The sequence below is a fragment of the Sulfodiicoccus acidiphilus genome (assembly GCF_003967175.1).
Lineage (GTDB): Archaea > Thermoproteota > Thermoprotei_A > Sulfolobales > Sulfolobaceae > Sulfodiicoccus > Sulfodiicoccus acidiphilus.
The window spans coordinates 1,481,047-1,504,319 of the sequence record NZ_AP018553.1 but is presented as its reverse complement, the minus strand read 5'-3'; the positions used below and the strand labels follow the sequence as shown (position 1 = coordinate 1,504,319).

The window sequence follows — 23,273 nt, the reverse complement described above, 5'->3', positions numbered from 1 at the left end:
CTATGGTCTACCTCTAGACTTGGACGTACGTCGGATACAGTCTCCTACAGTGGTTAGAACCATCAGTTGGCTTCTAAGAGCATAGATGGAGAAAGAGTCTCGGACACCTCAAACTAACAGGAGCGGCGCGCTTCTTGCCTATATGTATCTTTTTGTCTATGTGTATAAAGTTCTCCTCTCACCTATTCCCCAGAACTGAGACTTACCGGCCTGAACGAGCAGGCGTCCTCCACTTTGCCCGCTAGTGCCTCAGCGAGGAACGCCCTAGGATCCTTGACTTCAGAGTAGCGCCTGCCACTGGCCCCCCTGAGTGTCATTAAAGCCTCAGCAATAATCGACAACGCGATCTCCTCGGCCGTCTTAGTTCCCACGTCCAGCCCAACCGGAGAGAAGAACCTACCGCGCATATCCTCCTCAGTCACGCCTCTCTTCATGAGATCGGCGATAATTAGGGCCGCCCTCCTCTGGCTCGCCAGCACGCCCACGTACTTCGCTCCCCTCTTAAGTGCCTTGTAGGCGGCCTCCGCGTCGTCTGGGGACCCTCCCTCGTTGGCTATAACTACTGCCGCTCCTTCGTCGACTATGTAGTCCAGAACATCTATGGAAGAGGATGCAAAATCGGCCTCGACGTCTGTGAGACCTACTGCAGCCACCGAGTATCCCATTACTCTCCCCAGCTTAACTAAGGCCCTCGCAATTAGCCTAGTACCCACCACGATTAACGAAGGCCGGGGCTCGACTGGCTCGGCGACGATCTTCGCGGTGCCTACCTGGTTCTCCACTACTCTAGACTCCTGGATCGCCCTCATTCCCGCCTCCAGGACAACTGGATCGTTCCCGCCGTAGGCTATCCTTCCTTCCACAACTACGTACTTCAAGACCTGGTCTCCCTGCAACACCGTAACTAAGGCGAACCTCTTCCCTTGGGCGCTAAGCCTCGTCATGATCGGGAAATATTCACAGAACGCCATATCACACCCTCGTCTTTGTCTCTAAAAAGCGTTGCCTTAAGGCGGAGAGGGCAGCTCCAAGGGAAGTTACGGTCAGAATGGAAACAGCAGCGGACCACTCTATCTCGGGCCTGGTGGGACCAAATCCGTAGAGGATCTGCCAACCCACGTAGGGGACTGCTCCCTGCAGGGTGGAGAAGGGAAGACCTAAAGCAGCGTCTAGGACTACGCTAAGGAAGACGAGTAGGTTCACGGCCACAGGGAATGAGAAGCGGCCTTTGAGGATCGAGACGAAAGCCCCTAGGTCGAGGACACTTTCCACCAACAGTCCGTACCAGTGGTACACTCCTAGGTAGTAGAGAGGTCGATCTTCCAAGAGAAGGAAAATTCCCGAGGAGGCCGAGGCCAACGTGAGGGTAGATGGAACCCACTTATTCCTCGTGAAGAACCACCCCATTGTGGCTACGAGAAGAGACAGGCCAACAACGCCGAGACCAACGTAGAAAGAGCCGGGAGGAACGTTAGCCGCCATGAAGCGAAGTCGGAGGAGGTTATCATATACTTTTCCCCAGATTTTCTTTATATAATGGGGCTCCGCCGCTACCGTCGAACCTTTAAACGAAAGAGGCCCCTAAGACCTATGCGCTTAGAGGAACTTTTGCCTCTGGTCAGAGGAGAGGGCAGGTACGTAGACGACTTACCATTCAAGGGAAAGTATGCTGCGTTCGTCAGAAGTCCCTATCCTCACGCCAGAGTCAGGTCGGTGGATCCGTCAGAGGCGATCTCCAAGGGAGCTTTGGTTCTTACTGGAGAACGTCTAAGGGCAGGACAGGTTTCGGCTGGAGAAAGGGAGGGAAGCTCGGTCACGGAGGTCCTAGCGACCTCGAAGGTCAGATACGTTGGAGACCCGGTAGCGATCGTATTGGCGGACGATCCCTACACATCCAAGGACCTGGCGGACATGGTGACAGTGGATTACGAGCCTCTCAGGCCTGTCAACGACTTAGACGACGCCTTGAGGAACGATAGCCTAGTGTTCGAGGAGCTAGGAACTAACGTTGTGGGAGGTAACGCGATGGAGATGGGGTTCAGGCCCCAGGACCGCGAACTGGAGCTGGAACTGTACTGGAGCAGGAGCGCTGGGAACCCGATAGAGACCTACGCTGCGTTCGTGGTACCAGAGAAAGGGTCGTTCAGGATCTACTCAAATGCACAGGCCCCAAGCGTCCTTGGAAGGGAGGTGGCAAAAGCACTCGGGGTGAACGTCGTAGCAGAGCCGGTGAGGACGGGAGGGAGTTTCGGAGCGAAGTTCTCGATCCAGAAGTACCTCATGGCCCTGGTGGCTGCGAGTAAGGAGTTCAAGGTTCCGGTGAAGTGGGTGGAGACGAGGACCGAGCACTTCACTTCGTCCAACAGCTCTGGACCAGAGAGGAGGTTCAGAATCAGGGTGTTCTTCAAGAGGACCGGACAGGTGACGGGAGTGGAAATGAAGGTGGACGAGGACGTGGGCGCCGCGAAGTCGGGAGGACAGGCCTTCAAGCCGGTGGGAATTTTGACTGGCCCCTACGAGATACCTTACTTCAAATACGAAGTAAGGCTCGTCTCCACCAACAAGAACCCGCCAGGGGCCTTCAGAGGTGCGGGCACTCCTCCCCACACATGGGCGCTGGAGAGGTTAATGGACGCGGTTGCTGACGAATTGGGACTGGAGAGAACCGAAGTTAGGGAAAGGAACTTCGTCAGGACGTTCCCATATGAGACACCCTTCTTCAGGTACGATTCGGGGGATCCGTCCAAGCTCCTAGAGTTGGCTAAGGCTGAGGCGGCTAAGTTGAAGACTTCAGGTTACGTTGTAGGAATAGCGTGCTCGACGGACCCGAGCACACCGTCGGGCTCGGAGAGCGTGAGGTTGAAGGTGAGGGGTGGAAAGGTGGTGGCACAGGTGGGCTACAGCCCAGAAGGTCAGGGGAACGAGCACTCTATTAGACTGCTGGTCTCCAAGTTCCTAGAGATCTCCCCTGAGGATGTCGAGGTGGAACTGACCACAGACGTTCCATCCTTCGGCCCTGGAGGAAGCAGGATGGCGGTTTTCACTGCAGGGGCCACAAAGGGTGCAGCCGAGGAGCTTTTATCCAAGGCAAAGGTAAGACTTGGCGGAGAGGTGAAGTACTCGTCCGGAACCTTCTATACGCCGTCGGGTGAGGTTAAGTTGACTGAGTTGGACGGTATCGAGTCGCAGTACGCTTTCAACCTGGAAAACCCGAAGAGGTTCAACGCTTACCCGTTCTGCTGCAACGTCGCAGCAGTGGAAGTGAGGGAGGGAGAGGTGAGGCCTTTCAAGCAAGTGGTGTTCATAGACCCTGGAGCCGTTATTGACGAGGAACTGGTCAGAGATCAAGTCACAGGTGGAACCGCCACCGGGATAGGACTAGCGTTCAGAGAGGGACTTCTGTTTAGAGAAGGAAGTCCGATCAACGCTAACCTCCACGACTACGGCATGCCCAGAGCAATCGACCTGCCCAAGATAGAGGTGAGGATAGTTCCAACGCCCTCCCCATACACACCCACGGGAGCAAAGGGAATTGGGGAGATCCCAGTTGGGGTGGCGGCAGCGGCGTTCACGAGCGCAGTTGAGCAGGCACTTGGCGTGAAGGTCAGGAGAGTTCCTATCACTACAGTCCACAGTTGATCTCGCGATCGCCATACCCACGTCCAGAAGTTTCACTACGTCTCTATGAACTTACCCCGACCTCGAAGGGTGTCTTCGCGGTGGGTATTTCCTTCTTCGCCCAAAGGGTAGAGAGATCAACGGGCACTGAGGACCGGCCCCGATTTAGGATCGCCCGAGACTCGGTGCCCGCTAAGGGCCTTGGGGCGGGAGGCGTACTTCGAGGACCCTCGCTTTTAGGGATCTAGGTGAAGGTCGCTCCGTCGGTGAACATAGCCTAGACGTCGTCCTTCTGACCAGTATTTAAAATCAACAAAGGGGACCTTCCGTCCTCGGTGGTGAGGTCCACCCTTGAACCCAAGTTAAGACAAATGGGCTGCCTGGTCACGAATTAAGGAGTAAGACCCGTAGATAGAATATCCCGAGATGTGCGATCCTGTTAGCCGACCTCCTCCCGCCCTAAAGAGTTGTCTGAGAACTCGGGACTCCCCTTCACGACATTCAGTTGTGGTCTATGATGAAGGAGAGAGACTTCTTTACGTTCATACCTTTAATTGAATAGGAGACCTGAGTGGCCGGTTAACCACTGACTTCCTCCCCGCCCTGGAAGGGACGAGGGTTCCCTCCCAAAGGGATCGTCGTTCCCACCATTGATTCGGGTTTACATCCCTCGTTTGGTGGGCAGTCGAGTGGATCAGAGATCCACTCCCATTTGAAGAGGAGGGGACTTTCACCCATTACGTCTAGTCCCTTAAAGGAAATCGAAGTCACTGCTTGCTCCTCCCTCAGTCCCATTAAACCTTAGATCGAGCTGGGGAGGAGCGTCGTTAGTACCACTAAGAGAAATTTCACAAAGAAGTATAAATATGAGGGGGCTATCCGTCCCCGCCGTGAAGGGCGAGGCTTTACGCCCCCTCAACTCCCGACTTTGTAAACTACCCGGCCCTCACGGACAGGGTGTCTAGTGGTGGAAGACGAAACACACTTTCTCCTAGCCTGGGAAGAGTTACCCTCAACGGCCACGGTTCCCCTCTTCGATTCGGAGATACATCCCTCTTTTGGGGCGTACTCGGGTGGGTCAAAGAACCACCTCATCAGAAAGGAGGACTTTCGTGGCTGAGCTCCATGGAGGAGGAAAAGGGAGAGATGTTAGTTGCCCCTCCCTCATCACGATTAGGCCCTAGGGCTGGGGGAGGGCGTCGTCGAAATCTTTGAGGAAATAACCTTAAAACGAAGGGCTCCGCTGGAGACTTCCTCCTCAACCCCTATTTTAGTAATCTGGTAAGAGGAGCTCAGAGAGACCTCGTCACAGACCCTACCAGACAAACTTCGTTTTCGTTTCAATCTCCCCTTTCCCCCTCCAAACACCTTCCTTAATCGAAGTCCCTCACTTTCAACTCGTCACCTCTACGGCATCCTATAGTATTCCCCATCCTGAATTCAGCTTTGCCCGTCGTCTCTTCTCCACCTCGTAGTTGGTGACTATTATCTCCCTAGCTCCCCTCCTTCTTTCCGTCTTACTGTTTATGGCCCTGTTTGCCTCGACTGTCTCGACGTAATATCCTTCATAAAGGGACCTCACTAGCTCCGTGTCCGAGTTGCTCAAGATTAGATACGCTCCCCTTTCGTCAAGCTCTCTGAATACCTTAGCCAACCTTACCTGGTCCTGTTTCGTGAACCCCTCAGGGGTGTAATCTGTGAAGGAAGCCGTCTCAGACGCGGGTTGGTAGGGCGGGTCCAGATACACTAGGTCACCCTTAGAGACGTCCTTCACCGCCTCCTCGAAGTCCACATTGAGGATCCTTACATTCCTGAGGAGGGCATGAAATCCAAACACGTCTTCTTCAGACGGCATTGAGGGCCTATTATACCTCCCGAAGGGTACGTTGAACTCGCCTTTAGCGTTGACCCTCCAGAGGCCGTTGTAACAGTGTCTATTGAGGTAGATGAGGAGGGCAGCCCTCTCCACTTTCGCTGGACCTCCCCTAATTTCGTTGAACCTATCCCTAGCTGCGTAGTAGGACTTTGGGTCGTTACCGAAGGGGAGTTGCTTCAAGGCGCTCACCAACTCCTGGGGACAGTCCCTCACCACTACGTAGAGGTTGACTAGCTCCTCGTTCGTGTCCGATATTGTAGCCCCTCCCAACAGTCTCCTGTTCCACATCTCTACCAGGAGAGCCGCTGCTCCGGCGAATGGCTCGTAATAGTGAGCCCACTTGACGGGTAACGTGCCTATCAGGAAACTGACTAACCACCTCTTACCTCCCGCCCACTTCAGCAGAGGTCTCAGCATAGCGCCACCTTAAGCGTTCAGTTAATTAGCCTACCTGGAGGCGCTATCTCCTCACTTTTCGGCGTCTTATTTGATAATTCGGATGTCCACTAAGTTTTTATGGTTATATTATAATGGAATTTTAGGGAGGGTGGGGGGGTTAACTGGGGCGAAAGCTAGGGAAAGCGAGATACTCCAAGTCATAGCAGATGAGATTAACCTTACGATTCTCTCTATTTTGAGGGGAGAGCCAACCTTCGTTAGAAGACTGGCTCAACAGATGGGTATGAAGGAGTCTCACGTGTCGGAGAGACTGAGGAGAATGGAAGAGACAGGTCTAGTCAGAGGTAAGTGGGTGAGACTAGCCGGGAAGAACGTGAAGGTGTATTACCCGAAGATTGACACGCTCGAGATAAATTTGACGCAGATGGGTTTCGTCGTACGGGGGAGGGAAGTTAGAGAGGAAGTAATAATACCTAAGGGACTTACTGAGGATCCCGTCCCAAAGGTCTCACACTTCGTGGGAAGGAGGGCAGAACTTGAACTCCTCCGCTCGTTGAGTGGGCCAGTATTGGTATGGGGCATACCTGGCATAGGTAAGACGACTCTTGTGGCCAAGTTCATCAGGGAAAGCGGCCTCGAGAACAGGACCTTCTGGTACACGTGCAGGGAAGTTGACAGCTTCCAGTACTTCGTGGGGAAGTTCTCTGGGTTCCTTCTACGTAGAGGCCACAGGACACTACCCGAGTACGTCATGGCTGGTGTAAACGACATTTCCACTCTCCTGGACTTGGCTGTGGACGAGACCATGCAGAACGAGGTAGTCGCGGTGTTGGATAATTTCGATCTATGTCGTGACCATGTTGTGAAGCTGTTCTCCAACCGTCTTATGGAGAGAAACGGGAGTGTGTTCCTGACCTCAAGGAGGCCCATGGGAGGGCCCTCCAACTTGCGGGAGCTCCACTTACAAGGAATAACGGAGAACGAGGTGAGGGAGTTCCTGAACTCGGAGTGTCGTAAACCTATTGAGGAAGTGGGACCTTATGCACAGAAACTTAAGGGACATCCCCTTGGCCTTAGAATGCTGTGTCTCTCGGGAGATGTAAGGGAGTCCACCTCCGATGTTCGCAACTTGGAAGAGGGGAAACATGCCGGGTCCTCCAGTGGATGGTCCTTCAGTAGGTGGCTAGCCACAGAGCTAAGGAGGACGGTCACTGAAGACCAGATGCGGATACTGGAACAGCTCTCTGTCTTCGACTCTCCCGTGGATCACGACTCCCTCAGGAGGCTGATTCGGGTTAAGGGGTTTATGAGTTCCTTGAAGGAGCTGGAGGACATGCTACTGGTCGCAAACTCAGGGGGGACTTACTCCCTCCCCGACTCATTGAGGGAGACGGTTTACGAGTACTCTTCTCACAAGGAGGAGCTTCACAGAAAGGCCGCGCTCTATTACATGAAGGGGGCCGATCCCCTCTCTAGACTCGAGGCGATGCGCCACCTAGTGAAGGCCGGGGAGGAGGAGGAGGCCCTAGCCCTAGTGAGGGACGTGAACAGGATAGCCACCGCGGGACTCCTGGAGAACGTCTACGAGCTCTTCAGGGGAGTCTCAGAGGAGGAAGTGTCCCCGGAGGGGAGGGTGAGGTTGAAGTACTTCAAGGCCCTCTATTCCTACTTCACAGGTAAAGTGAAAGAGTCTATCGAAAAGTTCGAGGAAGTAGAGGGATTAGTGAGGCTAACCAAGGACTGGAACACTCACGGTCAACTACTGTTCTTCCTCTGCTCAGCTTACATAGTTATAAACGACTACGATAGGGCGGAGCAGGTCTGCGGAAGGGGAATGAGGACTTACGAGGGCAGAAGCGGCCCTTGGTTCAGGAAGCTAGCCACACTAATGGCTGAAATCCACGAGGAGAAGGGTAAGTTGGACGAGGCCTTGACACTCCTTCACAGGGCCCTAGAGGAAGTGGACGATACAGACATTGAGGGCAGGAGCCCCTTGCTTCACCAGATGGCAATGGTTTACTACAGGAAGGGAGAATTCGATAAGTCCAAGGCCTTAGCTGAGGTGGCGTTGGATGAATTCAGGAAGCTTCACAACCTTTTCGCAACAGGGCATTGCGAATGGGGTATAGGGAGCATCTTGGTAGAACAAGGAAAGCCGACGAAGGCCATGGAATACTACGACATGGCGGTGGAAGACCTCTCTAAGTCCATCAGGCTGGGACACTTGGCGGTCTGTCTCGCAGAGAGAGGTGTCCTGAACTTGAGGCTGGGGAACGTCGCTAGAGCGAGGGAGGACATTGAGAGAGTGAGGTCCCTCATGGGTAGAGTTCAGGGACCACTAATGCGAGGAATAATCATGAGGGGTCTGGGAATATACACAGCTGAGGTGGAGGGGAACGTGAAAAAAGGGATCTCAATGTTAAATGAGAGCCTAAAACTAATAGACGGGCTCGTAGCTGACGAGAAGGGACTGACCTTGTGGGCCTTGGGACTTCTGGAAGCTAAAGAGGGAATGAAGGAACAGGCCCTGAGTCACCTGCGAGAGGCCCAGAGGACACTCAGGGAGGCCGGATGGACTGGCAAAGCATCTGAGGTAGAGAAGGCAATAAGTGCGCTACTTCAGGAAGGGACAGTGTTGTATCCAGATACAGCCAGGAGTTACCTTTGACGCGAGTTCACGTGGCGAGGAGATCCCAATCCACACTTCAGGGAGGCGTAAGTTTCGTTTGTCTCTCCGTGCCTCAAGATAAGTGGCTGAGTAGACCAAACCCAGAGGACTCGATGTGGTATTTTACACACTTCTGGAGAGGGCACGAAAGTGTTTACCCGCAGTGCAACTTCTCCTTAACTTTTACTTCTAATTCCACCGCAAACACCCCCTTGAGGGATCGTACACCCTCAACTCGCTGGCACCAGTGGAAGGGAACACCATCCTCCCATCCAACTTCCGTCATCCCCGAGACCTCCTAGCAGAGCCCGCCATAGGTTGAGGGATCATCGATAGAGAAATCAAGGCAACATTATATAAATACAATTATATCAAAACAATACTTATAAGTAATTTAAAAGTAACGAATGGTTACATAGAGGTCTTACAGTCTGGCGGCCTCAGGATAAGATATGTCCTTTGAATTTACTACAAATAAAAATCTTTAACATAGGAGCCAGGCATGTTCTAGCACGTCCCTATCTCCTCCTCGTTATTAGGACCACGTTTAGGAGTAGGGAAATGATCACCAAGATCACCAATACAATGAGGGTCGATTGAAGGCCTGATACCCTCGCATTCACAACTTGCATGAGGGTCCCTTGGGACGCGGTGGAATTCTGTAACCCGTTCATGGTAGCGTTCATCTGGGAGAGCGTCCCGTATACTGAGCTGAGTCTGGCGTCTACCTGAGAGATCTGCGCTGAGTTGTTGTAAACCCGGCCTGAGAGGCCGGAAAGTTGATTTAACATGGTGGAAAGCTGTGCGAGTTGTTGGGAGTTCACGGGACCGTTAGGCAGGACCACTATTGTACCGTACATGCCCATGTTGTCGTGAAGTAGGCACACGTAGGTGTAGACTCCAGGCACAGTGAAGGTTAGGCTATAGGATTGGCCTGGCAGGAGGGGCCCAGAGTTGTAGTAGCCAGAGCCGTTGAACACGGGACCTCCAGCTGGTATGAGGCTTACGGGGGTCCCGAACTCCGGTATTTCCATACCCTGGGGCACGAAGGTCACAGTGTGCACTTCGTCAGGGGCGTTGACGGTCCAGGTGACGGTGTCCCCCACATGTATCGTGAGGGTGGACGGGAGGAACCTCATGGCACTTGCGGCTGGAGCTATGACGTCTCCTAACGAGACTGCCGTGTCACCTGAGCTGACGTTAACGTACCAACTCGCAGCAGGAATGCCGTAACTCCCTGGGATGTAAGGGTCTAGAGGCTCAACCTTGACTGTGGTGATTGAAGTGCCAGTACCGTTGGAGCCCCCAACTACCGGGTTTAAGGTGTAGGTTAGTCTACCTCCGGCCTCAGACGCACCGGTGAATATCTGAACCTGGTAGGTCTTCCCTGGGGTCAGTCCTGAGAGGTCCACCTCCACTGACATCTCCCCAGGGGAAACAATGGCGAGCTGAGCAGTACCTGTGACATCACTTCCTGAGGCCGGAGTCAACTGCACTGACGCTACCGCAGGTGTAGTGAGCCCGGCGTTCACGTGCCAAACTGTGGTTCCGTTGGGGCCTGGGGTGGCGGGGATGTTAACCTGTTGAAATATGGACTCCCCGTTGCTCAGAGACTGCGTCACCTCCTGATAGGCCACTTGGTTGTATTGGGCCTGGGTCATCGGATATGGTGTTCCGGCAGGATTAACCACCACAATCCCCACCATTCCCGCGTGATAGATGCACTGGTAGATATACACCCCTGGGTTCGTGAAGGTCAGGGTGTAGCTCTGCCCTGGGAGTAGCATACCCGACGAGACCACGGTTGTCCCATTGTAAACGTTCCCCCCGATCTTTACGTCAGCTAATGGGGAGAATGGGTTGATCGGTGGATTTCCGCTCAGGAAGGTGACGGTGTGCACCTCCGAGGAGTTGTTTATGAACGTTATGCTGTCACCAGCGTCTATGGTTATTATCTCAGGGAAGAACCCCATTGTCATCACCGACATGTCCTGAGTCCCCCCTCCCACGTAGACTGTCCAGTCCTGACCTGATCCTGGGTCACCAGAGCTGTTGTACTTGCTTATCAAACCGGGAGAGTGAGGGGAGTCTGGTGTAGCTAGAGGGTGGGGTAAGACGCTAAAGTAGAGGAGGAAACCACCTACCAATAGGGCAATAAAGAAGTAAGTGGTCTCCGCGCCCTTTACACGATTTGAGTCTACTTTTTTCTCAACTTGACCTGAACTGTTCCATAGGTTACATAAGAACTGGGTCTCCTTTGATTTAGTAAACCTTTAGTTGAAGGTTGCAGTCCCCCACAGAGACCTCTCTTACATGAGGGCAGATCCTAGAAAAGTTAGAATGTTAAGGAGTCGGTATGAAAAGAAACGTCGCTCAGTGTGCATTAGTCGACAGACGCGGGCCGTGAGAGCAGCCCATAGTTGTGATGTGAGGACTTGCTGGTCCATCAGAGCCTGGTAGCGAAGAGATCGTGGGGATCGTAGACCTTCTTGACCTCTATGAGCCTCCTGTACTTGGGCACGCTGTAGGACCTCACAGCCGACTCCCTCGAATTGTCACCATCGTAGTTGACGTAACGTCCCACGGACATTGGAGACAATTCGTTGAAGAGCCTCTCACCTAGCTCACGTTAGCCTCTGTGTGCCGAGGATCGTCCCACTTCACTACGATGTTTACTATCCACTTGGCCTTTCTATGCCCAAATGTGTTCTCCTCTTCCGAGACCTCCGATACGCCCTTTCCCACGTATTCGAAGTGAAGCTCTGAGATGGGTGAGGTCGAGGTGAGGAAGTATTTCCTGACCGCTTCGACGGTTTCATCCTTGAGGTCGTCCATGAACTGATTCTTCCAGTGGTTGTTCAAGTGGGGAGGGTTAAGGGGGTCAGCCAAGGCTTGGAGGGCAGTGTAGGGAATGGGCCCCATCATGTCGACCTTGCTAGCGGAGATCTGCTTAACTGGTGCGAGCTCAACCTCCCCTTCCTCTGGATCTCCCATGAACCCTCCAGCCAAGAGTATCACCCTCTTGCAAAGAGAACGAAAGCCTCGCCCCTTCTAGGGGCGGGGATGGAAATTTAAATGCTTCTTTTCTTTCTAAATTTCATTAATGGCTAGGAGGGGTAAAAAAGCGATCAGAGCAACTGTTTCGATGAAGGTCGCCCCATCTGATTCCCTCCTAGCCCTCGTGAACAACTACGTTGAAGCACTCCGTTTCACCCTATTCTGGTCGAAAGAGAACGTGAAAAATCCGGAAGAGAAGGGAGTACTTTCAAAAGTCCACGAGGAGTCATACACGAAGTTAAGGGAGGAACACAATCTACCGTCAAAGATAGCCGAGGACTGTTATCGTGACGCCCTCTCAGTACAAGGGTTGGTATGATAATTCGAGAAGAGGACGTTTTCCGAGAGTTTATAAGCCCACTGTTTGGCTAACACCAAAGGCAAGTTATAATGTGAACTTCGAGAGACTGTTAGGATAGCAAGTGTTTGGTGAGATACCAATTCTAGGTTATCCCAAGAACTTGAGGGAGTACCTGAACTGGAGGACGAGGGAGGCTAGGTTAGTAGTCAGAGAGGGAAAGGCTTTCCTTAAAGTGGTTTTTGAGAAACCACTAGAGAAGGTAGACCCAAAGTCTAGTGTTGCCGTAGACGTTAACATGAGCGAGGTAGTTGCAGGGAAGGACGACAAACACTACGTTAGGATTCCAACTCGCATTGAAGAGGTTCACCATTGGAAGTCTTTAGCTGAAAATCTTCAGAAGAAATACCCAAAGAGGTGGAAGGAGAACAATAGGATCTTACGAAGGATTCACTCCTTCCACCTAAAGGCTAGGAGGGTTATGGAGGATTTCGCTAGGAAAGTGGGGAAGTGGGTTGTTGAAATTGTAAGGACGATGGGTGCTAGCGTCATCGAACTGGAGAACCTCAGGAACCTAATCAAGAACGTGGATAAACTATCGAAAGAGTTTAGGGATAAACCCTACTTAATGCAGTACCGTCGTGTTCAGTACTGGATCTCTTGACAAGCTAAGAAGCACGGTATGGTCGTAGAGTTCGTTGATTGTAGTTATTCTTCTGTCTCATGTCCTAAGTGTGGTAAAAGGATGGAAGAAAAGGGCATCGTTGGTTTAAGTGTTCATGTAGTTATGAGAATGATCGTGACGTTATCGCTATAGTTAATTTAAACAGGAGGGGGTCTCCGACCCTCTCGACTGCCCCTCAGAGAATTAAACCCGAATCGATGAGGGGAACCCTCCCAGGGCGGGGAGGAAGTCAGCATGCATCTCCTTTGGAAGGGGGGAAGGTGCTGTAGTGAGAACAGTCAAGAGTGACACCTCCCTCCTGGCCCTCTCCACGAAACTCTTGACCGTCCCAACTACCTCATTGGAAGTAACGCTCAGGGTAAATGAGGAGCCCGCCGCACACCATGGGCCCAACCCTATGGAGCCTGAACTTGAAGGAGGTTACTACAGCCATGGAGTGTCCTCCTCCTCTGATGGCCCAGAAAAGCTCCCTCTCGTTGTCCTCATCTACGTTCAGTACCCTGCCGTCGACCGTGACCACCTGAGCACCCAACAAGTTGTCACACGCTAGGCCATACTTGTTGCTCAGCCAACCTATCCCACTGCCCAAAGTGAAGCCGGCCACCCCGGTGGTGGATACCTTTCCTCCTGGGTTGGCGAGCCCGAATACTTGGGCCTCCCTGTCGAACTCTCCCCAGACTACACCTCCCTGAACTATTGCCGTCTTCTCCTTAGGGTCGACCCAAACTCCATTCATTCGACTCAGATCTATCACAAGCCCACCCTCCACCAAGGCCGACCCTGAGACTCCGTGTCCCCCTCCTCTCACGCTTACCTTTAGGCCAAGCGTCTCAGCGTATTCCAGGGCGTGCTGAACGTCCTGCAGGCCTAAACACTTAACTATTAAGGAGGGCCTCTTGTCTATCATGCTGTTATAGAGCCTTCTCTCCACTTCATACTCAGATTCCTGCGGTGAAACGACGGTGCCCCTGACCTTTGACCTGAGCTCATTGAGCTTCATTTCCTTTTTTCTTGGGTCTGAAACTATCGGGTCCCTCTGCTTTCCTCGCGACTAAAGTGTTGGGTATACACAAAGTCAGTAAACCTAAGGAAAATTCATGAAGATCATTAATTATATAAATAGACGATTTACAGTCTACAGAGCTTAAGGGAAGGTTACATCCACAGAAAACTGGAAAATGGTAGTGTCACGCCAATTCAGAAAAGTAAGCCTCCTCCTAGTTAAGGAATATCCCTCACTTGCTTCCCTTTCGTTACTACTATTATCCGATCCTTGCCTTTCCTCACGTATGTAGGCCTCGCCTCAGAATATGCTCTCACGACCTGGCTTGAAAACTCCTCGTCCCTATATCGAACCTTGCCTTCCTCTAATATCCGCAAGATGAAGGTAACTCCTTCCTTGAGCTTTTTCATGAAAACCTCCATGTCCATGAAGACCGGATCGACCTCTCCTGGATACATCTTCACGACACTCATGTAAAGATCGTCTGGGACCTTCCTCGGGTCTCTGGGTATCTCGCCTCCCACTATTAACACGTCGTAGTCGCTGAGGTCGGTGTAATCTCCACGAGCGTTAGAACTGAAGAGCATTATCACCCTACGCTATTTCCCCTCACTTAATTAAGCATCCTAAATGCGGGATTTATAAATTCCTCTGCGTCCTTTTCAGTGTAGTACTCTAATGGAGAACCTTCATCATGTACATCAGCATAACGCGTAGGAAAGTACTGTTTATTTAGGAAAGCGGTACATTGGTGTATCTCTACATGAGCGTCTTGGATTAATTGAATCATGGAGTGTCCTCTTCTCTCTATTCCCATGGATTGAAGGAGTCCTTTGACGGCTTTCTCGGCCGACTGCTGAGACAGAAAGCAGGTCAGCTCGTAATACTTGCCCTCCTTAGTGCACTTAGCCTCCTCTAAATCCCTCTCCGCTTCTCGTAGTCAGTCGTGAACTCTCTTCAAAGAGTTTTCGATGAAATTCTCACAGTGACCTTATCAACTTTGACGTGAAGCTGACTTACTCCCCACTCAGAGTTCCCCTCTTCGATTCTAGGTTACATCTCTCGTTTGATGTGCTGCGGGAGGTGGCGGAGCTCCCGACTAGAGGGGGACTTTCGACGGCCTCTAGTCCCTATAAGAGAAAAGTGCATGTTGCCCCTCCCTCAGTCCAGTCGAGTTCTCGATGGGGCCGGGGAGGGAAGTCGTTAACGCCACTAAGGAAATCGTAGGAAAACAATGTTTTAATTATAAGGGAGCTATCTATCCCCCCGTGAAAGGCGAGGCTTTCCACCTCCTCGACTCCTAAATTTTTGTAAAGAAACCCCAAATCTACGCAGCGGTAGCAAAGCCATAGATGCCCCTATTGACGAAATCCTTCGACTACCTTCTCGTTTAAGTTGCCACCAAAGTGAAGGATCCGTGGGTTCTCCGATTCGCAAATCTTTTATACCTCACTGCTAACTCTCGCCCACGGAGATGGCGTCCTCCGCGGACTAACGTCCTAACCGCCCGAGTTGTGAGGGCTGATGACGCCTATCTTACAAAGGTGAGATAGGTTGAACGCCCTCGTGATGTCTATAATAGTCTTGCCCCTCGTAGCTAACCTGTTTTTGTCCAGGGTTAGATACGCTTCCATAGGGTCGGCGATAGTAGAGGTGGCTCTGGTGGTTGTGCTACGGGGGGAAATACCTGTAATAGGAACCTTCTACGTCACACAGTTCAGTTGGTATATTCTGCTCTCAATAGCGTCCATCTACGTGCTCTCGGCAATTTACTCACTTCGCTACATAGGTAACCAAAACAGGTACTACTACTTTCTAAACTTCTTCACCTCCACCATGTTCTTCACTGTGGTTGTAAACAACCTAGGACTGATGTGGGTTGGGATAGAAGCGACTACTGTCTCCTCTGTGTTGCTGGTGGTGACGGAGCGAACTCCACTGGCATTGGAGGCTGGGTGGAGGTACGTGATCCTGGTCTCAGCTGGTGTTACGTTTGCTCTTGCGTCGGTGATCCTGTTTTACTATGGACTGGGCACGCTTACAGTATCTAGTATAGAGACTCCCCACCTCTCGCCCCTTCTGACTATAGCCTCAGCGCTAGCCCTCATGGGATTCGGCACAAAGGCAGGAGTGTTTCCAATGAACACGTGGCTTCCCGATGTGCATAGTGAGGCACCAGCCCCAGTTAGTGCGTTGTTCTCAGGGGTATTGCTCCCTGTGGCCGTATACGTCCTTCATGTGGTCTACGTTGCTGCCCCAGTTCCAGAACTCTACAGCTGGGTCGCGGTGATCTCAATAGGGTTCGCCTCGATCGCGATGGGGAGTCAGAGGTTCCATAAAAGATTGTTCGCCTATTCGACGATCGAAAACATGAATCTTGCACTGTTAGGGATGTCAGCTAACTCGACCCTAGGAGTCGCGATCCTCCTCCTCTCTCACGCCTTCGGGAAGGCTGGCGCGTTCTATTCCTGTGGCTCAATAACACGTTCAACGGGGAAGAAGGAAATAGACCAAATTAACATGCCAGTAACCTCTGCGGCCCTACTCATCTCGTCGCTCTCCGTTACAGGACTACCTCCATTCGGGACTTTCCTGGGAGAGTTCGCGATCTTCTCCGCGGCCTTCAGGGCTGGAATGTTCCCCCAAGTGGCGCTAGCCTTAGTGTTCACTGCCGTAGGCTTCATCTCGATCAACTTTCACGTGGGAAGGATGGTCCTCCACGAGGGGAAAAGGGAGAAGGAGGACATTTTGCTGGCTGCGACTTCCCTGGCGGCTGGACTAGCGTCCTTAGCCGTGGGATTGTTGTTAATGAGGTGGTAAAGGTGAGGATAGTCGGACAGCTTGGAGAGAAGTGCCTAACCACCGAGGGACTGATGAACTCACCTTGTCCTCAAGATGAGGAAGGTAGGCCCGCCAAAGAGTACGGGAGCTTCACCTTCTCGTACGGGCCGTTAGCTGGAGGTCCGATCGAGAGCCTAGCACTCGACGTGTTAACTAGGGGTGAGTCGGTGGATTGGATAGACTACGTCTCCTCTAAGAACAGGAAGATCCCCTTAGCTGGGCTTAGAGTAGAGGACGCCATCTTGAAGGTGGAGAGAATAAACGCCAACTTCGGCGCTGCCCACTCCATTGCGTTTCTAATAGCTGTAGAGAAAGCCCTAGAGGTTGAACCCGACGAAAAGGTAGTTAGTTCCAGAATAGTCGAACTCGAACTGGAGAGAGTGAGGAATCACCTCCTCGTTCTACATAGGTTGCTTGACGCCGCATCTCTCTTAGTTCCCGCTTACACCGTGCTGAGTGCTGTAGAACAGGTAAACAGAACCATAGGCCGAGCCTGCGGACACAGGTACTTCATGGGAGCCAACTTCCTCGGGGGAACAGTCTGTCGATTCGAACCATCCATGTTGGTGGGCTGGACCTTCATGAAGGAAATGTGGAAGGTGTTGGAGAACAGGATCTTCGTGGATAGGCTCTCAGGTAACGGCGTGATAAAGGACAACTCCTTAATAGGTCCGGCGGCCAGGGCGGCGGGAATGGCCTTCGACGCCAGGTGCGATGGAGGTGACTTGCCTTACGACGGATTTAGACCGGTGTCGATGAGGGATGGAGACGCCTTATCCAGATTGATGGTGAGAATGGAAGAGGTGGAGAGCTCAATTGAAATGCTCTCGGAAATGAGGACAGAGCCTAGCTCCTTCATAGTCCCAGAAAGAACGGGAGAGGGTATTGCGAGAGTAGAGAGTCCATCTGGCGACCTAGCTTACTTAGTGGAGGTGGAGGGAAGGATGTTGAGGAAGGTGGAGGTTCTCCCACCATCCAGAGCTAACTTGAGGGCCTTCCTCAGTAGCTCAAGGGGTGCTATCTTCACCGACATTCCGTTCAACTGGGAGAGCTTCGGGATATGGGTATCGGAATTGGAGGTGGACCTAGGGTGAGTTGGTTCCTGAGGGGAGTAAGGAGAGGAGTGAGAACAGAGAAAGAGCCTGAGAATAACGCCACCTGGCCTTCACAGTTAGAAGTGAAAGGAGAGTTCTCAGGCTGCCCTACGAGAGCAATAAGGGAAGGTAAGTGGGAACCAGGGAAATGTGTATTCTGCAGGAGGTGTGAGCCGAACCTAGTCCCAACTGGGAATACAGTTCAGCCAGAGGTGAAAACCACAAACTCGCTCTTCAGGAAGTCCCTACACGTCTTCCCAGTAGACGTCGGGAGCTGTGGAGGATGTAACGTGGAGTTGAAGTTATTGTTCTCTCCTCAATACGACGCCACTAGATTCGGCATATTTCTGGTAAACACGCCCCGTCACGCTGACGCCCTTCTATTAATGGGAGTAATGGTTGAGGGAATGGAGGGACCATTGAGGGAGGCCCTGGATGCCATGCCCGAACCTAAAGTGGTGGTACTGATAGGTGCCTGCGCCGCCTCTGGAGGAGTGCTGGGGAGACCGCCGGAGGTTAACGCTCACGTGGTAGTTCCCGGTTGTCCTCCCACCCCGGCCTCGATAATTCAAGCACTCAGAAGGCTCAAAGGTGACGTTTAGTGCTTTACATCCTACTTCCCTTGGCGCTGGCCTCAGCGGTAGGGTTGAAGTGGAGGAGACCAGCTTACGTTATAATGGCAGTCTCGTCTGCAGCCTTTGTAGTCCAGGGAGCGCTGGCCTTCAGAGTTGAGCACCTCGCGATCTTCCTCTCAGTAGCAGGGTTTGTCTGGTTGATCTCGGCAATTGCAAATCAGAGAGACGATGACAGGTGGTTGCCCTCCTTAATGGCACTCTCTCTGTTGGGCATGGCAATGGCCCTAACATCCACCAACTACCTCTCGTTCCTCACTGGTTGGGAAGTGATGACGGTGCCTGCCTACGTAGAGATCGGACTTCACAGGAGGTTGAGCTACCCCGCGTTCGTCTTCATGGCCTTCAGCGAACTGAGCACGGTACTGTTAGTCGGGGGGTTCTCCCTAGCTTACTCTCAGACGGGTATGGTGGAGTTCGTTCCCCTGCACACGGACTTGCCTCTAGACGTGCTTGCCTTCGGTTTCGCAGTGAAAATGGGAATCCTCCCCTTCATGGTGACAGAGTGGCTTCCACTCGCTCACGGAAGCGCTCCTTCCAGGCTGTCTGCTGTCCTCAGCGCCTCAATGACTCTTGTAGCCCTCTTTGGGTTATACAAGATGTCCTTACTTTCGCCACAGGACTTGCCGTTAGGATGGGCTCTAATGTCGATAGGGGGATTTACCGTTCTTTTCGGGGCCCTGTTCGCGTACATCTCGGATCACGTGAAGGGACTTCTGGGTTTCAGTACGGTAGAGAACGACGGTGCCCTGTTGGCCACGCTAGGAGCACTGGAAGTCGCACCTGTACACAGCCTAGCATTGATGGCCTCCTTCGTCCTAGCGGCCTACGCCGTGGCTCACTCGACGGCTAAGACTGGGCTCTTCCTCCTCGCCGGAAAAGGTTACGGGGAGTCGATTTCAATGGCATCTTGGAGAACCAGCTCATGGTCCAAGCTGGGGGTGGTGCTTCTCACCTCCTCGATGTCCGGTCTACTCCCCACTGTAGGGGGGGTAGCGACTTGGGGACTCCTGGAGGTCTTCTTCGCTGAAGCCGCTCTAATCCCAGGCCTCACCGGGCTCATACCTCTATTCACAGGAATAGCAATAGCTCTAGGGGAGGGGTTCGCCACTGGCGCGATGTTAAGACTCTCGTCATTCCTACAGCTATTTAGGGGGGTTAAAGGTGAGAGCTACCCTGTAGTAATGACCTCCGGAGTAATAGTCCTTGTCCTAGGTTTAGTCATCTACCTGCTCTCACCCTTCAGGATAGGGGCGCCCTCGCTAGGACTTCCCCAGGGCTCAATGATCGCAGTGAAGCTCAACGGTTCTGTATTCGGTGCAATCTCACCTGTATTCGTGGCATTGACGTTGGCGAGCGGGTTCGCTATGACGGTTCTAGTGGCAGGCCCAAGGAGAAGCAGGACTGTAAGGACATGGAACCACGGGAGGAGTCATCAGAAGTACACCTCCTATGGATTCTCCAACAACGTCAGACTAATGCTTCGGCAATTGTTGGAAAGGGGGGCGGCCGGGGATGTGGACTTGTTCTGGAGGGGCATCTACATGCTAGCAAGGACTTACGTAGGCACTTCCAAGAAGATCACTAGGATGTACATGAATGGCTCGATTTCCTGGTATGTAATTTACATGATCTTGGCTGTACTCCTGGTACTGGTGGTGATGTCCCTGTGAACTACTCAGTCGTGGAGGCCTCGGTGCAGGTGGGAGCAGTTCTTCTCCTCTCTCCTCTCATGGCTGGACTGTTGGAAAAGTTCAAGGCCTTTGTGGAAACTAGGAGAGGACCCAGCGTCCTGCAGCCTTACTACGATCTCGCTAAGCTATTCAGGAAAGAGACGGTGGTACCTGTTGAAGCGGGCAAGCTATTCCTCTACGGCCCAGCCCTGGTGTTCGCCGTATATATTCTAATCTCCTTCGTTATCCCTGTAATATATCCCGCCCCAGTGTTTCTGACTCCCACGGTGGACTTCCTAGGAGGTGCTCTGCTCTTTTCCCTGGCGTCCTTCTTGAAAGTCTCTCAAGCTATGGAAAGTGGAAGTAACTTCGTGGCCCTGGGATCGGCGAGGATCCTTTCCTTCGCTTACCTAGGTGAGGGGACGCTGATCTCAGTGTTCTTCGCGGTGGCCTTAATCACAGACACCAACAACCCTTACGCTGCAATGAACTACGCAGTTATCCTTCCTAACTACGCAACGGTACCCCACGTCGTAGCAACCGTAGCGTTCTTCATGCTCTGGATGTTTGAGACGGGTAAGTTGCCTGTCGAGAGTTCAGGAATGTGGGAGTTCGGCATGATAGAGGAGTCGCTACTCTACGAATATAGTGGAAGGGATCTTGGCTTGCTGAAGTGGAGCAACTACATCAAACAATACCTCCTAGGTTCAGTACTCCTAAACGTTTTCCTTGTTCCGTGGGGTCTATTCCTGGGGCCGATTGGTTCCGTTATTGACGTCGGAGTGATGGTTGTGAAGTGGATCGGACTCATAGGAGTAGTAACGGTGATGGAGACCACTTTCGCCAAATTGAGGCTCTTCAAGGTTCAGGACTTTCTGGCCGTCGCCCTAGTGCTTTCGTTGTTCTCCCTAATATTGACGGTGGTGTTCCGTGGCTGACCTCCTGACAGAAGCGATTCAACTCGTGGTGGTAGGCACAGTTGCCTCGGCCCTCTACGTTCAAGGCCAGGCGTTCTTCAACTCTGCCATCAAGGGAACTGGGGTGGAATCGGCGTTAGTGGGCCTAACCTCCTTCCTCGCGTTCCTATCCACCAGGAACGTAGACTTCCTGTACCTGGCTCTCCTGACGGTGTCGGTCAGGAGCATAGTTACGCCGTGGATCCTCCTCAACGTGCTCGGGCTCAGGGGATGGGAGAGGGAGAAGACAGGAGGAGTCGCGTCGACGTTACTGATCAACCTATCAACGTTCTTCACCTCGAGCCTCATAGTCGTATACGTGGCCCTCAAAGGGATAGGACTGTTAGGTGGAGAGAGAGGATTCCTCCTGATCTTTCCGTTCATCCTCCTCTTTCAGGGACTATTCCTCATCGCCTCTAGGAGGTCCACCATAGCTCAAATTCTAGGTTACATAGAGGAAGAGAATGCGCTGATCCTCTTGGGACTCTTCCTAGTTCCAGTGCCCCTCCTGATCGAGGCGAGTGTTCTATTGGACGTCCTCGCCCTGGTGGTGATATCGTCGTTAGTCATCCTGGAGAAGAGGGAACATGAGGTGTTGGAGGAGTTGGTGGGATGAGTTCCAGCGAAAGGGAGCTGAGAGACCTCGTAGAGGAAAGAGGGAGGAAAATGGAGGATCTACTGAACGAAATCGAGTAAGTGGAGAAGGACCTGGAAGAGATCGAGAGACTTCGGGAGGAGGCTAAACGTTGTACGACGGAGAGTGTGTGAACTACCCCGCCCTGACGGAAGGAGCGTCCTAGCGGTGGGGATTTCCTGCTTCCCGGAGGAACCTCGATCTCCTTACGTAGCGGAGGTTCAGTGGAACCTTTCTGTGAACAGTACGGAAGGGGGATCACGGAGGGTTTCCTCTCCACGGGCGCGAGTTCCCCCAGCCCCTAGGGTGCGACCCAGCTCTTTCAGTTAGGTCTAGAAGACGTTGGAGCTTCATTACGAAAACGTTTCCATAAGGGGGCTACCCGTCCTCACGGAAGGGGACTTCCGTCCCCTCAACCTTTAGTTATACTTGAGAAGTTAATAGTGACTTAGGGTCCATCACTCATGGAGTTTATCTTAACGGGGGTTGAGGGGGCGGAAGACCCGTGAGGATGGGGATGGCCCCCTTATATTTAAATCAGAGTCTACGATATTCCGTTAATGTCAGACGTGGGGTTCCGCTTTCGTGCATACGCCGACGAACGTTGGGGGCGTTGAAGGCCCAGTTGAGGTTAGCTCGTGAGGACAACACCCTACGTTGGGCGGACCTCTACTTCCACGGGAGGGACGGGAAGGGTTTAACCGAGACGGAGTTGAGGCAACTGGCCCTGAGGAAGCAGGACGAGAGGTACAGGGAACTGCACTCGCAGGTGGTTCAGAACGTCGCGGACCGCTTTCACGACGCGAGACAGAGGTTCATCGACGGGTTGGCCAGGTTCCCCAAGGAGAAGAAGCCCCACAAGTACTCCTCCCTGGTCTACCCGCAGAGCGGGTGGAAGGTGCTGAGTTCAAGGGAGGTAAGGGGGGAGAGCAGGGAGGGACGTCCCATGAAGTCGATCAAGTTGTACCTCTCCCACCTGGGGGTCTTCGAGGTCCTCGTACATAGGGACTTCCCCCTCGACAAGGTGAAGAGGGTGGTCGTGAAGCTGATGCCCTCCGAGAGGGTGTACATCTCCTTCGCGGTCGAGGGTTACGAGTTCCCAAAGCTCCAGAACACGGACAGGGTGGTTGAACTGGACGTGGGGTTGGAGAAGCTCTTGACCACGTCGGACGGGGAGTATTTCCCCAACCTGAGGCCCTACGAGAGGGCCCTGTGGAAGGTGAGGCACCTCCACAGGATCCTGTCCAGGAAGGTTTTCCTCTCCAAGAACTGGTTCAAGGCGAAGGTAAAGTTGGCCAAGGCGTACGGGCACCTCAAGGAACTGGGGAGGGACCTCTACATGAAGCTGGGTAAGTACTTCGCCCAGAACTATGACGTTGTGGTTATGGAGGGCATACAAGTCAAGGGACTCGTGGGCAGATCGCCCAGGAAGATGAGGCTCCACGAGGTCCCCCCCTCCACGAACTGAGGAGGGTCATCGAGTACCAGATGGAGAAGCACGGCAAGGAACTAGTCCTCGTGAACCAGCCTACACCTCCAAGACCTGTGCAAAGTGCGGTCGAGTAATGGAAGACCTCACCCTCTCCGATAGGGTGTTCGTCTGTCCTTGAGGTTGGGTGGCCGACCGCGACTACAACGCCTCCCTGAACATTTTGAGCAGATCGGGGTCGGTGCGACCCTCAGTTGTGGAGCTCCGCCCTCTACCAGTACTACGTTACTGGCAAGGTGGGGCTAGGAAACAGGAAGCCCCGTCCGTTAGGGCAGGGTAGTTCACTCCTTCAGGAAGAAAACCGTTCCGACACCATCTGTTCCTCATAAGGGACATTCCCCTCTTCCCTC

General features: G+C 52.9%; 18 protein-coding genes, 3 pseudogenes and 1 riboswitch. Of the genes and pseudogenes, 10 read left to right on the top strand and 11 right to left on the bottom strand.

The window, feature by feature from the left end:
- Nucleotides 1-182: 182 nt before the first annotated feature.
- Nucleotides 183-971 (bottom strand): XdhC family protein, encoded by a 789-nt coding sequence (locus HS1genome_RS08050; RefSeq protein ID WP_126450334.1) that lies wholly within the window; start codon nucleotides 969-971, stop codon nucleotides 183-185.
- A 1-nt stretch (nucleotide 972) separates the two neighbouring features.
- The gene (locus HS1genome_RS08045; protein ID WP_126450333.1) at nucleotides 973-1,482 is read right to left on the bottom strand and encodes a hypothetical protein; all 510 of its coding nucleotides are present in this window, start codon (nucleotides 1,480-1,482) and stop codon (nucleotides 973-975) included.
- Between the two features lie 108 nt (nucleotides 1,483-1,590).
- Between HS1genome_RS08045 and HS1genome_RS08040 the strand changes: the two genes are divergently transcribed.
- A complete protein-coding gene (locus tag HS1genome_RS08040; protein ID WP_126450332.1) occupies nucleotides 1,591-3,639 on the top strand; it encodes a xanthine dehydrogenase family protein molybdopterin-binding subunit in 2,049 nt (682 codons plus the stop codon).
- A gap of 558 nt (nucleotides 3,640-4,197) precedes the next feature.
- Here HS1genome_RS08040 and HS1genome_RS13200 read toward each other — a convergent pair.
- Nucleotides 4,198-4,413 (bottom strand): hypothetical protein, encoded by a 216-nt coding sequence (locus tag HS1genome_RS13200; RefSeq protein WP_126450331.1) that lies wholly within the window; start codon nucleotides 4,411-4,413, stop codon nucleotides 4,198-4,200.
- A gap of 622 nt (nucleotides 4,414-5,035) precedes the next feature.
- A complete protein-coding gene (locus tag HS1genome_RS08030) occupies nucleotides 5,036-5,911 on the bottom strand; it encodes a DNA adenine methylase (protein ID WP_126450330.1) in 876 nt (291 codons plus the stop codon).
- A 130-nt stretch (nucleotides 5,912-6,041) separates the two neighbouring features.
- Between HS1genome_RS08030 and HS1genome_RS08025 the strand changes: the two genes are divergently transcribed.
- The gene (locus HS1genome_RS08025; RefSeq protein WP_229768251.1) at nucleotides 6,042-8,561 is read left to right on the top strand and encodes an ArsR family transcriptional regulator; all 2,520 of its coding nucleotides are present in this window, start codon (nucleotides 6,042-6,044) and stop codon (nucleotides 8,559-8,561) included.
- Nucleotides 8,562-8,715: 154 nt separating this feature from the next.
- Here the strand turns inward: HS1genome_RS08025 and HS1genome_RS13065 are convergent, their stop codons facing one another.
- The 4 genes from HS1genome_RS13065 to HS1genome_RS08010 all read right to left on the bottom strand — a co-directional run bounded on the left by HS1genome_RS13065 (nucleotide 8,716) and on the right by HS1genome_RS08010 (nucleotide 11,570).
- Nucleotides 8,716-8,847: a hypothetical protein gene (locus HS1genome_RS13065; RefSeq protein WP_269470930.1), complete on the bottom strand. Its 132-nt coding sequence runs from the start codon at nucleotides 8,845-8,847 to the stop codon at nucleotides 8,716-8,718.
- Nucleotides 8,848-9,079: 232 nt separating this feature from the next.
- Complete coding sequence (locus HS1genome_RS08020; RefSeq protein ID WP_229768250.1) at nucleotides 9,080-10,708, bottom strand: plastocyanin/azurin family copper-binding protein; 1,629 nt, start codon at nucleotides 10,706-10,708, stop codon at nucleotides 9,080-9,082.
- Nucleotides 10,709-11,007: 299 nt separating this feature from the next.
- Nucleotides 11,008-11,145 carry a BBE domain-containing protein gene (locus HS1genome_RS08015; RefSeq protein ID WP_158613749.1) on the bottom strand — a complete coding sequence of 46 codons (138 nt, stop codon included), beginning with the start codon at nucleotides 11,143-11,145 and terminating at the stop codon, nucleotides 11,008-11,010.
- A 35-nt stretch (nucleotides 11,146-11,180) separates the two neighbouring features.
- A complete protein-coding gene (locus HS1genome_RS08010) occupies nucleotides 11,181-11,570 on the bottom strand; it encodes a hypothetical protein (protein WP_126450326.1) in 390 nt (129 codons plus the stop codon).
- A gap of 94 nt (nucleotides 11,571-11,664) precedes the next feature.
- Here HS1genome_RS08010 and HS1genome_RS12725 point away from each other — a divergent pair.
- Nucleotides 11,665-12,870, top strand: a pseudogene (locus tag HS1genome_RS12725) (RNA-guided endonuclease TnpB family protein).
- Between the two features lie 68 nt (nucleotides 12,871-12,938).
- Here the strand turns inward: HS1genome_RS12725 and HS1genome_RS08000 are convergent.
- The 3 genes and pseudogenes from HS1genome_RS08000 to HS1genome_RS07990 form a co-directional block, all read right to left on the bottom strand.
- Nucleotides 12,939-13,601, bottom strand: a complete 663-nt coding sequence (locus tag HS1genome_RS08000) for an FAD-binding oxidoreductase (protein ID WP_126450325.1) — start codon at nucleotides 13,599-13,601, stop codon at nucleotides 12,939-12,941.
- Nucleotides 13,602-13,822: 221 nt separating this feature from the next.
- Complete coding sequence (locus HS1genome_RS07995; protein ID WP_126451377.1) at nucleotides 13,823-14,191, bottom strand: nucleotidyltransferase domain-containing protein; 369 nt, start codon at nucleotides 14,189-14,191, stop codon at nucleotides 13,823-13,825.
- Nucleotides 14,192-14,217: 26 nt separating this feature from the next.
- Nucleotides 14,218-14,532, bottom strand: a pseudogene (locus tag HS1genome_RS07990) (HEPN domain-containing protein); the annotation flags it as partial.
- 533 nt (nucleotides 14,533-15,065) lie between these two features.
- Nucleotides 15,066-15,145: riboswitch (Fluoride riboswitch) on the top strand.
- A gap of 13 nt (nucleotides 15,146-15,158) precedes the next feature.
- Here HS1genome_RS07990 and HS1genome_RS07985 point away from each other — a divergent pair.
- The 7 genes and pseudogenes from HS1genome_RS07985 (at nucleotide 15,159) to HS1genome_RS11905 (ending at nucleotide 23,203) form a co-directional block, all read left to right on the top strand.
- Complete coding sequence (locus tag HS1genome_RS07985; RefSeq protein ID WP_229768249.1) at nucleotides 15,159-16,424, top strand: proton-conducting transporter transmembrane domain-containing protein; 1,266 nt, start codon at nucleotides 15,159-15,161, stop codon at nucleotides 16,422-16,424.
- Between the two features lie 2 nt (nucleotides 16,425-16,426).
- Nucleotides 16,427-17,539 (top strand): NADH-quinone oxidoreductase subunit D-related protein, encoded by a 1,113-nt coding sequence (locus tag HS1genome_RS07980; RefSeq protein ID WP_126450324.1) that lies wholly within the window; start codon nucleotides 16,427-16,429, stop codon nucleotides 17,537-17,539.
- On the top strand, nucleotides 17,536-18,141 hold the full coding sequence (locus HS1genome_RS07975; protein WP_229768248.1) for an NADH-quinone oxidoreductase subunit B family protein: 606 nt from the start codon (nucleotides 17,536-17,538) through the stop codon (nucleotides 18,139-18,141). The genes HS1genome_RS07980 and HS1genome_RS07975 overlap by 4 nt, the downstream gene beginning before the upstream one ends.
- Complete coding sequence (locus tag HS1genome_RS07970; RefSeq protein WP_126450322.1) at nucleotides 18,141-19,844, top strand: proton-conducting transporter transmembrane domain-containing protein; 1,704 nt, start codon at nucleotides 18,141-18,143, stop codon at nucleotides 19,842-19,844. The genes HS1genome_RS07975 and HS1genome_RS07970 overlap by 1 nt, the downstream gene beginning before the upstream one ends.
- Nucleotides 19,841-20,782, top strand: coding sequence for a respiratory chain complex I subunit 1 family protein (locus tag HS1genome_RS07965; protein WP_126450321.1), 942 nt, complete (start codon nucleotides 19,841-19,843; stop codon nucleotides 20,780-20,782). Before HS1genome_RS07970 ends, HS1genome_RS07965 begins: the two co-directional genes overlap by 4 nt.
- Nucleotides 20,775-21,416, top strand: a complete 642-nt coding sequence (locus HS1genome_RS07960) for a hydrogenase (protein ID WP_126450320.1) — start codon at nucleotides 20,775-20,777, stop codon at nucleotides 21,414-21,416. Before HS1genome_RS07965 ends, HS1genome_RS07960 begins: the two co-directional genes overlap by 8 nt.
- 578 nt (nucleotides 21,417-21,994) lie before the next feature.
- A pseudogene (locus HS1genome_RS11905) lies at nucleotides 21,995-23,203 on the top strand (RNA-guided endonuclease InsQ/TnpB family protein).
- Nucleotides 23,204-23,273 lie beyond the last annotated feature (70 nt).

Excerpts from the sequence above, each read along its gene's own strand:
- HS1genome_RS08050 (WP_126450334.1), bottom strand. The coding sequence starts at position 971 with ATGGCGTTCTGTGAATATTTCCCGATCATGACGAGGCTTAGCGCCCAA.
- HS1genome_RS08045 (WP_126450333.1), bottom strand. The coding sequence starts at position 1,482 with ATGGCGGCTAACGTTCCTCCCGGCTCTTTCTACGTTGGTCTCGGCGTT.
- HS1genome_RS08040 (WP_126450332.1), top strand. The coding sequence starts at position 1,591 with ATGCGCTTAGAGGAACTTTTGCCTCTGGTCAGAGGAGAGGGCAGGTAC.
- HS1genome_RS13200 (WP_126450331.1), bottom strand. The coding sequence starts at position 4,413 with ATGGGACTGAGGGAGGAGCAAGCAGTGACTTCGATTTCCTTTAAGGGA.
- HS1genome_RS08030 (WP_126450330.1), bottom strand. The coding sequence starts at position 5,911 with ATGCTGAGACCTCTGCTGAAGTGGGCGGGAGGTAAGAGGTGGTTAGTC.
- HS1genome_RS13065 (WP_269470930.1), bottom strand. The coding sequence starts at position 8,847 with ATGACGGAAGTTGGATGGGAGGATGGTGTTCCCTTCCACTGGTGCCAG.
- HS1genome_RS08000 (WP_126450325.1), bottom strand. The coding sequence starts at position 13,601 with ATGAAGCTCAATGAGCTCAGGTCAAAGGTCAGGGGCACCGTCGTTTCA.
- HS1genome_RS07995 (WP_126451377.1), bottom strand. The coding sequence starts at position 14,191 with ATGCTCTTCAGTTCTAACGCTCGTGGAGATTACACCGACCTCAGCGAC.